Source organism: Mycolicibacter minnesotensis (assembly GCF_010731755.1).
GTDB lineage: Bacteria > Actinomycetota > Actinomycetes > Mycobacteriales > Mycobacteriaceae > Mycobacterium > Mycobacterium minnesotense.
The window spans coordinates 2,769,584-2,782,566 of record NZ_AP022589.1 but is presented as its reverse complement, the minus strand read 5'-3'; the positions used below and the strand labels follow the sequence as shown (position 1 = coordinate 2,782,566).

Here is a 12,983-nt window from a genome sequence, read left to right as displayed (position 1 = left end):
GAGCATCGCGTGGCCGAGTCACCGCCGGTGCTGGTGGTCGGCCTGGGCAATCCGGGCCCGAACTACGCCCGTACCCGGCACAACGTGGGCTTCATGGTGATCGACCTGCTCGCCGAGCGCATCGGGTCGGCGTTCAAGCTGCACAAGAAGTCGGGGGCCGACGTGGCCACCGGGCGCCTGAAAGGGCGCTCGGTGGTGCTGGCCCGGCCACGCTGCTACATGAACGAGTCGGGCCGCCAAGTGGGGCCGCTGGCCGCGTTCTACTCCGTACCCACCAGCGAAGTCGTGGTGATCCACGACGACCTCGACTTGGACTTCGGCCGGATCAGGCTCAAGCAGGGCGGTGGCGAGGGTGGCCACAACGGACTGCGATCGATCGCCACGGTGTTGGGCAGCAAGGACTTTCAGCGAGTCCGCCTCGGCATCGGCCGACCGCCGGGCCGTCAGGATCCGGCGGCGTTCGTGCTGCAGGCGTTCAACACCGGCGAGCGCGCTGAGCTGCCGACCGTGTGCGAGCAGGCCGGTGACGCCACCGAATTGTTGATCGAGCTGGGGTTGGAACCCGCGCAGAACCTGGTCCACGCCTGGGGTTAACCGGGCCGAGCCCCTAGGTGACCAGCGCGACGGAGTTGGCCCGGCGCAGCTTGCCCGACGGGGTCTTGGGAATGCTGCCCGGCCCGAGCACCACCACGTTGCGGGGCCGCATGTCGACCTCGGTCACCACCTCATGGGCCACCTGATGCTCGATCCGGCGCACCTCGACCGGGTCCTGCCAGGCGTTGGACTCCACCGCCACGGCGAACGTCTCGCGGGAATGACCTGCGTCCAGGCGCACCGCGACGGCGCAGCCCGGGCGCACACCCTCGACCCGGCCCGCGGCACGCTCGATGTCGGTCGGGTAGATGTTGCGGCCCGCCATGATGATGACGTCCTTGACCCGGCCGCACACCACGACGTGGCCGTCCTCCATCTGGTAGCCCAGGTCGCCGGTGTCATACCAGCCGTGCTCGTCCTGGGCCGGCAGGAAGCCCGCCATCGTGAGGTAGCCCGGGGTCACCGGCTCCCCGCGCAGCTGGATCACGCCGACTCCGCGCGCCGGCAATGAGGTGCCGTTCTCGTCGACGATCCGGATCTCGATACCTTCGAGCAGCGGGCCCAATGAGGCCAGCCGCCGGGTGTTGCCCTTGGTGGCCGGCACTGCCTGGCGCAACGCCGCCAGCAGGTCGGCGTCGACCTCGTCGACCACCAGGCCCGCGCCGCACTTGGAGAATGACACCGCCAGCACCGTCTCGGCCATGCCGTAGGCGGGCAGAATGGCCGTCGGGTTCAGCCCAAACGGCTTACCGGCGTCGATCAGGTCCTCGACGTCCGCGGGTTCCACCGGCTCGGCACCCGAGAGTGCGAAACGCAGGGTGGACAGGTCGAACTGGCCCGGTGTGGCCTGCTTGCGCAGCCGCTTGGCGAACAGCGCATAGGCGAAGTTCGGGGCCGCGGTCATGGTGCCCTTGTACTTGTCGATCAGCTTGGCCCACAGCAGCGTGTCGCGCAGGAAGTCCATCGGGGTGATCTTGACCAGCTCGGCACCGAAGTACATCGGCACGGTGAGGAATCCGATCATGCCCATGTCATGGAAGCACGGCAGCCAGCTGACCATGACGTCCTTCTCGACGTCGTACTCAGCGCTGATGAACATCGCCTCGGCATTGGAGTAGATGTTGCGGTGGGTGATCTGCACGGCCTTCGGAGACCCCGTCGAACCCGACGTCAACTGCATCAACGCCAGGTCGTCCTCGCCGGCCTCTTCCGGGTCGATCGGCTCGGCGGTCAGCAGGTCGGCGACGGTGACGACCTTGAGGCCCTTGGCGGTCAACACCGGCTCTGCCGCCATGAAGGGGTCGGAGATGATGACGGCCTTCGCGTCGATCATGTCGACGACGGTCATGGTGTCCTCGGCCCAGACAGCCAGGTCGGTGCGCGGGGTGGGCTGGTGCAGCATGGTGAGGCTGGCGGCACGCATCCACACGCCCTGGGCGGTGGGGGCGATCTCAACCGGGGCACCGGCGAGCACACCGACGGCATCACCAGGGCCGACGCCGGCCGCGGCCAGTCCGCCGGCGATCCGGCGGGCACGTTCGTGGACCTCGGCCCAGGTGTGGCGAACCGGTTCGTGCGGTTCGCCGGTGACCATGCCCTTGGATGATTCCCGGGCACTGCGGAACATGTTGTCGGTAAACCTGCTCACCACGGCCTCCTAGCCGGCACCAGTACTGTCCATACGGGCTCAGATTTCATGTTCCACCTGCTTGGGATCACTTCGCGAGATGCACACGCGCACAAATCGGCGGCGGTTGGATCTCGATACCGTAATGCGCGACCCGCCAGTTCTGCGTGTGTCTGGCCGGCAAGGTTGTCCTGGCCGCATTGAGTCACCGCGGGCTATCTTAAACTCCTCTTAATCCCCGGGCAAATCTATCCGCGGATCGTGGCGGCGATCACGCCCCGGTGACCGACGACGGAACCACCCGGGCGCCGTACACCGGTCCGCTGGCCACCCGCACCGCACGCCCCGCACCCAGCGCCGACAGTTCGACGGCGACGTCGGCCGCCGACTCGGCCGAGAGGCACAGGAACGCACACGTCGGGCCGGAACCGGACACCACACCGGCCAGGGCCCCCGCTTCCACGCCGGCGCGCAGGGTGCGCCGCAGGGCCGGGTTGAGGCTCACCGCGGCCGCCTGCAGGTCATTGCCGAGCAAGCCGGCCAACCGCTGCGGATCACCGGCAGCCAAGGCCGCCAGCACCGGCTCGGGCTCGCCCGATTCCGGCAGTGTGCGCCCGGTGTCACGCAGCCGGTCCAGTTCGTTGAAGACCGCCGGCGTGGACAGGCCCCGATCGGCGAAGACCAGCACCCAGTGAAAGGTCTCCCGGGTGAGCACCGTCGCCAGTTCCTCGCCGCGGCCGGTGCCCAACGCGGTCCCACCATGCAGTGCGAACGGCACGTCACTGCCCAACCGGGCGGCCAGCGAGTGCAGGTCCCGGCGCGGCACGCCGAGCTCCCAGAGCGCATTCATGCCCACCAGCACCGCCGCGGCATCGGCACTACCCCCGGCCATGCCACCGGCTACCGGGATGGACTTGTCGATGGAGATCGCCACGTCCGGAGCGCGCCCGACATACTCGGCCATCAGCTCGGCGGCCTGCCATGCGAGGTTGCGCTCATCGGTGGGCAGTACGTCGGCACCCTCGCCGCTGAAGCGCAACGACAAGATGTCTGCGTCCCGGACGGTCACCTCGTCGACCAACGACACCGCATGGAAGACGGTGGTCAGCTCGTGGTAACCGTCTTCACGGCGGTCGCCCACGGCCAGGTAGAGGTTGAGTTTGCCCGGTACCCGCACGGTGACCGAACCGGTCGGGGACCACTCGGTGGCGGTATTGCCGTCGGATGCGGTCACGCCGATGAGACTAACGGTCCGTGGCGGCGCTGCGCCGCACCGCGATCAGGAGAACAGGTCAGCGAAGTCCTGCGAGACCGAGTTGAACGCGTTGAGCAGGACCTCCAACTCGAACCCGCCCGCCATGGTGACCAGCCCGGTGGTGGCCGCCAGCGGCATCCCGAGCGCGCCCACCAGATCGCCGTCCATGAGCTCGTTGAAGAACAGGCTCGCGTTGTAGGCGGGCAGCGAGGTGAGCATCGCGTTGATGATGTCCGCAGTGGGCAGCAGGGTCGAGTACAACGTCGACGCGGCACCGCTGAAGGTGTTCACGATGTCCATCAGGCTGGGCAGGCTGAAGTCCGCGGTGCCGCCGCCCAGGCCGAACATGTCGGCCGCGATCTCGGCCGGGCTGCCGGAGAAGATGTTCTGCAGCGCCGCGACGAAGTCGTTCCAGCCCTCCTCGGCGCCGTTGACCAGGGCGGTCAGCACGTCCATCGGGTTGACGTCCGGGAACAGTCCGAACGGGGTGGAGATGTCCGCGGGCCCCTGGTCCCAGCCGTTCTCGATGTTGCCGTATCCGAGGTTGATCAGCACCCGCAGCGCCGGCTGCAGCAGGTCGGCGAATGCGTCACCGAATGCATTGCCGCGCAACAGCTCCAGGATGGGCAGATTCTCGGTGGGAATCATGAAGTACTGGTTGCTGCCGGTGTAGCCCTCAGACACGTTCAGCTCGATCGCCGACGCCAGCTGCTCATCGGTCAATCTCGGGTAGGTGCCGTGAATGAACATGATGCCCAGGAAGGCGTTGATGTCGGCGAGCAGGTTCAGCGGATACTTCGGGAAGTCCGCGAAACCGTCGTATTCCTGAATGTAATTGGCTGTCTCCCAAGGCGTCTCAGACGGCGCACCGCCGCTGAACGTGACTCCGAGGCTGGCCAGGCTCAGCGGGGAACCGGGAACATCGAAGCGGGCCAGCAGACCACCGTTGGGATTCGCCGGGCTGCCCAGCGTCACGAAGGACAGCTCGTCAGAAGTCGGGCGGTCTTCTTCGGGCAGGGCCAGCAACTGGTCCATCACCAGCCCGTTGATGACACCGCTCTGGGAATACCCCAGCACGACAAGGTCATTGCCCTTGTCGATCTCGCTCATGATGGTCTGGAACAGGATGGTGGAGCCCTGAGCCAGCGAGGTGTCCAGCGGAAGCGTCTTGACGCCGGTCAGCGGGTAGAGGCCCTCCGGGGTGAACAGCGGATTGGTGGCATCCACCTGGAAGGTGGGCTGGCCCTCGAACTTAGGCGTCGCGGGCGAGATGAACCGATCGGTGAGGGCGGCCAGATACTGCGGGGAAGGGATCGGGAGCCCGCTGCCGCCCATGATCCACGATTCGGTGTCGAGCAGGGTCGTCTGAGCGATCAACGTCTTGACGGACGCGGTCAGGTCCGGCACCACCGCCGGGGCGACACCGAGGGCGGTGATGGCGGCCAGAGTCAACGGGACCGCACCGACCGAACGCAGGTTGCGGTGGGACTGTGTTGTCATGGCGGCCTCCCGGATGGTGATGTATCGCGTCGATTATGACGTCATACCAGTGAAATGTCATCAATTTTTTGCTATTCGATCATGCTGCTCTCAGTTTTCTGCGAGGTAGCTGTACGCGCCCTAACCTGAGACCATGAACGCAGCCGGGGTCCACTACGGCGGCTACCTGATCGAGTGCGAGGTCGGCCAAGGCGGGCACGCCCGGGTGTACCGGGCTCACCACCGCGACACGCCCGGCACGCCGGTGGCGCTGAAGGTCCTCGATGAATCGCACCGATCGGCCGCCGAGCAGAGCCGGCTGGACCGCGAGTTCGCGTTCGCGAGCGCCCTAGAGCATCCCAACATCGTCACGGTGTACCGGCACGGACCGTTCTGGCTGGCCATGCAGTACGTCGACGGCGGCAAGGCGACCGGGTTGCGCACGCTGCCCGACCGATTGGCAGCACTGGCTCAGGTGGCCGCCGCGCTGGACTATGCGCACCGCCGCGGCATCGTGCACTGCGACGTCAAACCCGCCAACATCCTGATTGCCGCGGACTTCGGCCGGTCCGGTGCGATCCTGACCGACTTCGGCGTGGCGCACGCCGTCGTCGAAGACGTGGGGCACCGCCCCGGCCAGCCGGGCAACCCCGAAGTCTCACTGCCCTACACGGCGCCGGAGATCCTGCAGGGCAGGGCGCCCACGGCCGCCACCGACGAATACGCCTTGGCCTGCACGGCCGTGGAGCTGCTGACCGGGGCTCCGCCGTTTCCCGCCCACAGCGCGGCCGAGTTGGCCGAGGCACACCTGCGACTGCTGCCCCCACCGGTGTCGGACACCCTCGGACCGGAAGCCCGGGCGGCCGACGTGGTGGTGCAGCGGGCCCTGGCGAAATACCCGGCGCGCCGCTACGAGTCCTGTACCGGCTTCGTCGACGAGCTGGCCCGCGCACTGCTGTCATATGCCGGGCCCGTCACGCCCTCCGAGAGCTGAAGCAGCCGAACAAAGTCCGCGATCGCCAGCGTCTCACCGCGGCGCATCGGATCGATGCCCGCGGCCTCCAGCAGCTCCGCGGACTGCGGGCCTGATCCCGCCCAGTCGGCGAACGCGTTGCGCGACGTCTTGCGGCGCTGCGCGAAGGCGATGTCGATCAGCGCGAAGACACCCCGGCGGAACTCGTCGTGCACCGGCCACGGCGGTTGGTCGTAGCGGTCGATGCGCACCAGCCCGGAGTTCACCCTCGGCACCGGCCAAAAGACACTCGGCGGCACCGTGCCACAGCGGCGCACCGAGCCGAAGAACCGCGCCTTGGCGCTGGGCACCCCGTAGTCCTTGCCGCCGGGCTCGGCGGCCAGCCGCTCCGCCACCTCCAGCTGCACCATGACGGTGACGGTGCGGATGGAGTCGAACTCGCAGAGCAGGTGCAGCAACGCCGGCACCGCCACGTTGTAGGGCAGATTGGCCACCACCGCCGTGGGGGCCACGGCCACTTCGTCGCGGCGCAGCGTCAAGACGTCGCGGCCGAGCACCGTCAGGCGTTCGGCGTGCGCGGGCGCGTGTTCGGCGATGGTCTGAGGCAGCCGAGCGGCCAGCACCGGATCCTTCTCGACCGCGATCACCGTCGGGCCGTGCTCCAGCAGAGCAAGAGTCAGCGAGCCGAGGCCGGGCCCGACTTCAAGGACATGATCCGCGGCGGTGATGCCCGCGCCGTCCACGATCCGGCGAACAGTGTTGGCGTCGTGAACGAAGTTCTGCCCCAGTGATTTGCGGGGCCGCAAGTCCAGTTCGTTCGCCAGGGCCCTGATGTCACCGGCCCCGAGTAGCCCGATGGTCAGCGCCTCCCGCTGCACACCGGCCAGGCACCCCAGCCCTGCCTGGCCTGGGTGACCTCGGCGATCGCGATCTGCTCTTCGCGAGTGGCCATGTCCGCGCGCGGCGCGTATTTCAGCCCGCCGTTGGCCACCCAGGTGCCGTAGTCGAACTGAACGCCGCCGTAGAAACCGTTGCCGGTGTTGATCGCCCAGTTGCCGTGCGACTCACAGTTGGCGATGCGGTCCCAGGCGGCGCCGTACACCGACGGCGGCACCTCGGTGCCGGGTTTGGCGCCCACCCGCAGTACCGAGTCGCGGGCCGGGGCCACCACCGCATTGGCCACCGGAAGTCGGCCGGTCTCGGCGCCGTTGATGGTGGCCACCGAATAGGTCACGTCCTGGGTACCCGGTGTGCCCGGGTCCTCGACCACCTGGCGGCTGACGTTCATGGTCGGGTCTTCGATCCGGCGGGCGGGCGGCGGAAGCGGCACGCGCTCGGTGACCTGCTTGAGCCGGATCCGGGTCACCTGAATCTGCATACCTTCGGTGACCGGTGTCGACGCCGCGGGCGTCACCTTGTCGGCCTGCTCCAGCGGCGCTCCGTCGGCGGCCAGCAGCTCGGCGACGTTGGGCGCGGCCAGGTGCACGGTGCGCACCAGACCACCGTCGTCGATCGTGACGGTCTTGGCGCTCACCACCGGCAGGGCCATCCCGGCCAGCGGGACTCGGGTACCGCGCGATGCCGCGGCCGGGGCGGTGTCGGTCATCGACAGCTGGGCCAGCGCCTCGTCCACCGAGAGGGCCGTCGTCCATACCTGCTGCGGTTCGCGTCCGTCCAGGGAAACCTGCAGCGGCCGACCGCGTCGAACTTCGATGGTGTCCGCGTCGTGCACCCGCGCGTTGCGGGCGGGACTCACATCGTCACGCTCACCGAGGCCGAAGCCGTTCTCGGTGACGACGTCGACAACCCGCGAGCGCATGGTGGTGACGGTGACCGGGGTGCCGTCCACGTCCAGCGTCACCGTCTTGACACTGGCGACCGCAAAGCCGCCCGCGAAGGTGAGTACCAGCAGAAACGCTGCAACCAGAAGCCGCAGCATCGGCGAAGGCGCCTGGTGCAGCTTGGTCAGAGCATTCACGACACAACCTCACGACAAGGGTAATGGGGCCTCGCGACCCCAGTTCTATAACGGAACGGTAACGAACGCCACCGGCGTCGGCAACCGAGTGTGACCGGCTCGACCCTCAACCCAACCCGTACACGCGACGGGCATTGCGGTTCGTCACCCGCGCCAGTTCAGCCGCCGATGTTTCCAACAGCTCAGCCAGCGCTCTGACAGTGTATGGCAGACAGTAGGGCTCGTTCGGTGAACCGCGGTACGGATGCGGAGTCAGAAACGGCGCGTCAGTCTCCACCAACAGCTGCTCCTGCGGAATCACAGCCACCGCTTCGCGCAGGTCACGGGCGTTCTTGAAGCTGACCGTGCCGGACAGGCTCAGGATCCAGCCGGCGTCGACGCAGGTGTGAGCCATCTCCGGACCCGACGAGAAGCAGTGGAAGATCACCGTCTCCGGTGCCCCCTCCGCGTGCAGCACGTCGAGCACGGCGGCATCGGCGTCGCGATTGTGGATCATCAGGGGTTTGCCGGTGCGTTTGGCCAGGTCGATGTGCCAGGCGAACGCCTCACGCTGGGTCGGCAGATCGGCGCAGCCCTCCAGGCGCCCGGGCCAGTACAGGTCCAGACCGGTCTCCCCGATCGCCACCACCCTCGGGTGGGCGGCCAATGCCTCGATCTCGTCGCGGGCCGTCGCGGTCAGGGTGCCGGCCCGGGTGGGATGCAGTGCCACCGCGGCGTAGACCCGCTCGTCGGCGTCGGCAGCTTGGGTCACCCAGCGCGCTGAGGCCAGGTCGTCGGCGACGGTCACCGCCGCCTGCACGCCGACCGCGGCGGCCCGGTCCATGATCGCGCGCACCGATGCGGCGTCGGACCCGCCACAGGCGTCGAGGTGAGTGTGGGCGTCGACCAGCGGACTCAGCTCCTGCGGCGCGGGCGGCGGAGTTTTGGCTGATCGTTTCGAGCTCACCCGCACACAATAGGGTGAACGGTGATGAAGCCTTTCTACGTCACCACCGCGATCACCTATCCCAACGGTGACCCGCACATCGGGCACGCCTACGAGTACATCGCCACCGACGCCATCGCCCGGTTTCACCGGCTCGACGGCTTCGACGTGCGGTATCTGACCGGCACCGACGAGCACGGACTCAAGATGGCCGAGACCGCCGCCGCCGAAGGGATTCCGACCGCCGATCTGGCGCGACGCAACTCCGACGTCTTCGAGCGCCTGCAGCGCAAGCTCAACATCTCCTTCGACCGGTTCATCCGGACCACCGACCCCGATCACCTGGAAGCCTCCAAGGCAATCTGGCAGCGCATGGTCGACGCCGGCGACATCTACCTAGACGCCTACTCCGGCTGGTACTCGGTGCGCGACGAGCGGTTCTTCACCGAGGGCGAGACCCGGCTGACCGATGACGGGTCACGGGTGGCCAACGAAACCGGCGCACCGGTCACCTGGACCGAGGAGCAGACCTATTTCTTCCGGCTCTCGGCCTATGCCGACCGGCTACTGGCGCACTACCAGGCCAACCCGGACTTCATCGCCCCCGATGTGCGCCGCAACGAAGTGGTCAGCTTTGTCTCCGGAGGTCTGCGGGACCTGTCGATCTCGCGCACGTCCTTCGACTGGGGCGTGCCGGTGCCCGGGCATCCCGACCACGTCATGTACGTCTGGGTGGACGCGCTCACCAACTATCTGACCGGGGTCGGCTACCCCGACACCGACTCCGAGACCTTCCGCCGGTACTGGCCGGCCGATCTGCACATGATCGGCAAGGACATCATCCGGTTCCACACCGTCTACTGGCCGGCGTTTCTGATGTCGGCCGGGATCGAACTGCCGCGCCGGGTGTTCGCGCACGGGTTTCTGCTCAACAGCGGCGAGAAGATGAGCAAGTCGGTGGGCAACGTGATCGACCCGGTCGAGTTCGTCGACAAATACGGTGTCGACCCGGTCCGGTTTTTCCTGCTGCGTGAGATCCCCTTCGGCCAGGACGGCAGCATCTCCGACGAGGCGATGATCGGGCGCATCAACGCCGATCTGGCCAACGAGCTGGGCAACCTGGCACAGCGCTCGCTGTCGATGGTGGCCCGCAACCTCGACGGGGTGGTGCCCGAGCCGACCGCGCAGGCCGCCGACGACGACGAGCTGCTGGCGCTGGCCGACGCCCTGCTGGAGAAGATGCGGGCCGCGTTCGGCACGCAGTCCATGCACCTGGGCCTGGAGGCGATCTGGCAGATGCTGGGTGCGGCCAACCGGTACTTCTCCGCCAACGAGCCGTGGAAGCTGGCCAAGAGCGAATCAGCTGCCGATCAGGCCCGCTTCGGCACGGTGCTCTACACCACGCTGGAGGCGGTGCGGATCGCGGCGCTGCTGCTGCAACCGGTGATGCCCGACTCGGCGGCCAAGCTGTTGGACCTGCTGGGCCAATCCCCCGAACAACGCATGTTCACCGCCGTGCCAGACCGGCTGACATCGGGGCTGACGCTGCCGGCGCCGTCGGGGGTCTTCCCTCGCTACCAGCCCTGATCCGGGGCACATCTGGGCGTTATGAGGCTCAGCGCGCGTCCAGTTGCACGGCCACCGTCACCCGGCCCTGCTCATCGCGCTGCGCGACGGCCTGACCGGTGCGGCCGGCACCGTCAAGCAGGATGGTCAACGGATGGCCGTCGCCCAAGAAATTGCGCCACCAGGCCTTGGCCTCCGGCATGGCGACGCCGATTCTGACCTGGTCGCCCTCGCGCCAGTAGGCCACCGGGAGGCTGAACACCTTCCCGGAGCGCCGGCCCACGTAACTGATCGTGGTCAGGCGCCGGCCGAACAGCTGACCGAGCATGGGCGCGGTGATCAACTCGGTGGCGACCCTGTTGAACGCACGCACCAGTGCTCGCCCCGCGCCTCCGAAAGCCATGCGGCCAGCCTAGCGCGCAGTGAAACAGATCACAGTGCGTCACAGCCGGCCCTCGCGCGGTGTCTTGAGGGCATCAGCACCTCACGGAGACAGGAGCACGCCATGAATCGCATCCAGGTCGTCATCCTCGGCGGCGGCTACGCCGGCACCCTGGCCGCCAATCGCCTACGCCAGAACCCCGCGGTCGACGTCACCCTGGTCAACCCGCGCCCGTCCTTCGTCGAGCGGATCCGATTGCACCAGTACGTCGCGGGCACCGGGTCGGCCACCGTCGACTACTCCGAGCTACTCGGTGACGGGATCCGGCTGCTGGTCGACGCGGCCACCAGCATCGACGCCGCCGACCGGCGCATCCGGTTGGCGTCGGGCACGGTCCTGCGCTACGACTACCTGATCTACGCGGTGGGCAGCACCGGCGCGATCACCCCGGCCGTTCCCGGCGCCGCCGAATTCGCCTACTCGATTAGCGAATTCGAGTCCGCGGCGCAGCTGCTGGCCCGGCTCGGCGAGGTAGCACCGGACGCGCCGGTGAGCGTGGTCGGCGGCGGACTGACCGGTATCGAGGCGGCATCGGAACTGGCCGTGCAGGGCCGAAGGGTGACCCTGGTCTGCGGCGAGAGCCTGGGGCCGTCCCTGCATGCGGCGGGCCGCCGCTCGGTGGCCAAAGCCCTGCGCAAGCTGGGGGTGACGGTGCGCGAATCTGCGGTAGTGGCGCAGGTGCGGTCCGATGCGCTCGTGCTGGACGACGGCACGGTGCTGCCCAGCGCGGTGACGGTCTGGACAGCGGGATTCGGAGTGCCGGATCTGGCCGCGGCCAGTGGGCTGGCCACCGACGCGCTCGGCCGGCTGCTGACCGACGAGACCCTGACCAGTATCGATAACCCGTGGATCATGGCGGCCGGGGATGCCGTCGCACCCTCGGGCAGGCCGCTGCGGATGAGCTGCCAGGCCGCCCTGCCACTGGGCGCCCAGGCCGCCAACACCGTGCTGGCCCGGATCGCCGGCACCTCGCCGGCGGCACTGGACCAGGCATTCGCCGCGCAGTGCATCAGTGTGGGCCGTGATGCGGCGACCGTGCAGGTGTCGCGCCGCGACGACACCCCGATCAAGGCGTTCGTGGGGGGCCGGCTGGGTGCCGTGGTCAAGGAGACGGTCTGCCGGTACACGGTGAAATGGATTCGGGGCGAGGCGGCCAATCCGGGCTCGTACCGTTGGATGAAGAGCGGGGCCCGGGCCACCCAGCTGGCTCAGGGGCAGGGTGAACGAGAGGCGGCGGTGTGACAGACGAGCACGCCCAACGGTTCAGCGAGCTGCGGCCGCTGCTGTTCACCATCGCCTACGAGATCCTGGGCTCGGCGACCGAATCCGACGACGTGTTGCAGGACAGCTATCTGCGCTGGGCGCAGGTGGATCTGACGCAGGTTCGAGACGTCAAGTCCTACCTCGCCAGCCTGGTCACCCGCCAGGCACTCAACGCGCTGCGGGCCGGGGCCCGGCGCCGGGAGGAATACATCGGTCCGTGGTTGCCCGAGCCACTGCTGCTCACCGAGCAGGATGCTTCGTCCGATGTCGTGCTGGCGGAGTCGGTGTCGATGGCCATGCTGGTGGTGTTGGAGACGCTGGGCCCAGACGAGCGGGCGGTGTTCGTGCTGCGCGATGTGTTCGGGTTCGACTACGACGAGATCGCGGCCGCGATCGGCAAGACCGAGGCCGCGGCCCGTCAGGTAGCGCACCGGGCCCGCGGCCACGTCCAGGCCCGGCGCCCGCGCTACACCCCGGTGGCCCCGGCCGAGAGTGCGCGGATCACCGCGGAGTTCATGACCGCGGCAGCCGGCGGCGATCTGACGACCGTGTTGTCGATGCTGGCGCCCGATGTGGTGTGGACCGCCGACAGCGGCGGCAAGGCCAGCGCCGCGCGACGCCCCATCGTGGGCGCCGACAAGGTGGCCCGGACGGTGATCGGGTTGCTGCGACAGGGCGCGCAGCTGCCCGATATCCGGGTGGAACTGGGCGTGTGCAACTCTGCGCCCGCGGTGCTGCTGTACAGCGCCGACCATCTGGAGGGCGTCTTCACCTTCGAGATCGTCGACGGCCTGATCACGAACTTCTATGCGATGCGCAACCCGGACAAGCTGGCGGCGGTGGCGGCCGCCCGCGAGATCACTCGCGGCGCCGACGTCTGA

Annotated in this window: 12 protein-coding genes; 5 read left to right on the top strand and 7 right to left on the bottom strand. The window is 68.2% G+C overall.

Annotation, left to right across the window (positions count from 1 at the left end):
- Positions 1-9 precede the first annotated feature (9 nt).
- Entirely contained in the window at positions 10-594 is a 585-nt protein-coding gene (gene pth / locus G6N09_RS12945) for an aminoacyl-tRNA hydrolase (protein WP_083025723.1), read from the top strand.
- A gap of 13 nt (positions 595-607) precedes the next feature.
- Here the strand turns inward: pth and G6N09_RS12940 are convergent, their stop codons facing one another.
- The 3 genes from G6N09_RS12940 to G6N09_RS12930 form a co-directional block, all read right to left on the bottom strand.
- On the bottom strand, positions 608-2,242 hold the full coding sequence (locus G6N09_RS12940) for a fatty acyl-AMP ligase (RefSeq protein WP_083025932.1): 1,635 nt from the start codon (positions 2,240-2,242) through the stop codon (positions 608-610).
- 250 nt (positions 2,243-2,492) lie between these two features.
- Positions 2,493-3,455 (bottom strand): 4-(cytidine 5'-diphospho)-2-C-methyl-D-erythritol kinase, encoded by a 963-nt coding sequence (locus G6N09_RS12935; RefSeq protein ID WP_083025725.1) that lies wholly within the window; start codon positions 3,453-3,455, stop codon positions 2,493-2,495.
- A 45-nt stretch (positions 3,456-3,500) separates the two neighbouring features.
- Positions 3,501-4,976: a PE-PPE domain-containing protein gene (locus G6N09_RS12930; RefSeq protein ID WP_083025727.1), complete on the bottom strand. Its 1,476-nt coding sequence runs from the start codon at positions 4,974-4,976 to the stop codon at positions 3,501-3,503.
- Between the two features lie 133 nt (positions 4,977-5,109).
- On the opposite strand from G6N09_RS12930, the gene G6N09_RS12925 reads away from it, so the two are divergent.
- Positions 5,110-5,949 (top strand): serine/threonine-protein kinase, encoded by an 840-nt coding sequence (locus tag G6N09_RS12925; protein WP_083025729.1) that lies wholly within the window; start codon positions 5,110-5,112, stop codon positions 5,947-5,949.
- On the opposite strand, the gene rsmA is transcribed toward G6N09_RS12925, so the two are convergent.
- The 3 genes from rsmA to G6N09_RS12910 form a co-directional block, all read right to left on the bottom strand.
- Positions 5,865-6,815: a 16S rRNA (adenine(1518)-N(6)/adenine(1519)-N(6))-dimethyltransferase RsmA gene (gene rsmA / locus G6N09_RS12920; protein WP_083025731.1), complete on the bottom strand. Its 951-nt coding sequence runs from the start codon at positions 6,813-6,815 to the stop codon at positions 5,865-5,867. The two genes, G6N09_RS12925 and rsmA, sit on opposite strands and share 85 nt — an antisense overlap.
- On the bottom strand, positions 6,788-7,906 hold the full coding sequence (locus G6N09_RS12915) for a resuscitation-promoting factor (protein WP_109558916.1): 1,119 nt from the start codon (positions 7,904-7,906) through the stop codon (positions 6,788-6,790). The genes rsmA and G6N09_RS12915 overlap by 28 nt, the downstream gene beginning before the upstream one ends.
- A 106-nt stretch (positions 7,907-8,012) precedes the next feature.
- Positions 8,013-8,858 (bottom strand): TatD family hydrolase, encoded by an 846-nt coding sequence (locus G6N09_RS12910; RefSeq protein ID WP_179959831.1) that lies wholly within the window; start codon positions 8,856-8,858, stop codon positions 8,013-8,015.
- 18 nt (positions 8,859-8,876) lie between these two features.
- Here G6N09_RS12910 and metG point away from each other — a divergent pair, with 18 nt between their 5' ends.
- On the top strand, positions 8,877-10,418 hold the full coding sequence (gene metG / locus G6N09_RS12905) for a methionine--tRNA ligase (protein WP_083025736.1): 1,542 nt from the start codon (positions 8,877-8,879) through the stop codon (positions 10,416-10,418).
- A 28-nt stretch (positions 10,419-10,446) separates the two neighbouring features.
- Here metG and G6N09_RS12900 read toward each other — a convergent pair whose 3' ends face one another.
- The gene (locus G6N09_RS12900; protein ID WP_083025738.1) at positions 10,447-10,800 is read right to left on the bottom strand and encodes a hypothetical protein; all 354 of its coding nucleotides are present in this window, start codon (positions 10,798-10,800) and stop codon (positions 10,447-10,449) included.
- A 102-nt stretch (positions 10,801-10,902) separates the two neighbouring features.
- Here G6N09_RS12900 and G6N09_RS12895 point away from each other — a divergent pair, with 102 nt between their 5' ends.
- Both G6N09_RS12895 and G6N09_RS12890 read left to right on the top strand, forming a co-directional pair.
- On the top strand, positions 10,903-12,081 hold the full coding sequence (locus G6N09_RS12895) for an NAD(P)/FAD-dependent oxidoreductase (RefSeq protein WP_083025741.1): 1,179 nt from the start codon (positions 10,903-10,905) through the stop codon (positions 12,079-12,081).
- On the top strand, positions 12,078-12,983 hold the full coding sequence (locus G6N09_RS12890; RefSeq protein WP_083025744.1) for an RNA polymerase sigma-70 factor: 906 nt from the start codon (positions 12,078-12,080) through the stop codon (positions 12,981-12,983). The genes G6N09_RS12895 and G6N09_RS12890 overlap by 4 nt, the downstream gene beginning before the upstream one ends.

Excerpts from the sequence above, each read along its gene's own strand:
- G6N09_RS12930 (WP_083025727.1), bottom strand. The coding sequence starts at position 4,976 with ATGACAACACAGTCCCACCGCAACCTGCGTTCGGTCGGTGCGGTCCCG.
- G6N09_RS12925 (WP_083025729.1), top strand. The coding sequence starts at position 5,110 with ATGAACGCAGCCGGGGTCCACTACGGCGGCTACCTGATCGAGTGCGAG.
- metG (WP_083025736.1), top strand. The coding sequence starts at position 8,877 with ATGAAGCCTTTCTACGTCACCACCGCGATCACCTATCCCAACGGTGAC.
- G6N09_RS12900 (WP_083025738.1), bottom strand. The coding sequence starts at position 10,800 with ATGGCTTTCGGAGGCGCGGGGCGAGCACTGGTGCGTGCGTTCAACAGG.
- G6N09_RS12895 (WP_083025741.1), top strand. The coding sequence starts at position 10,903 with ATGAATCGCATCCAGGTCGTCATCCTCGGCGGCGGCTACGCCGGCACC.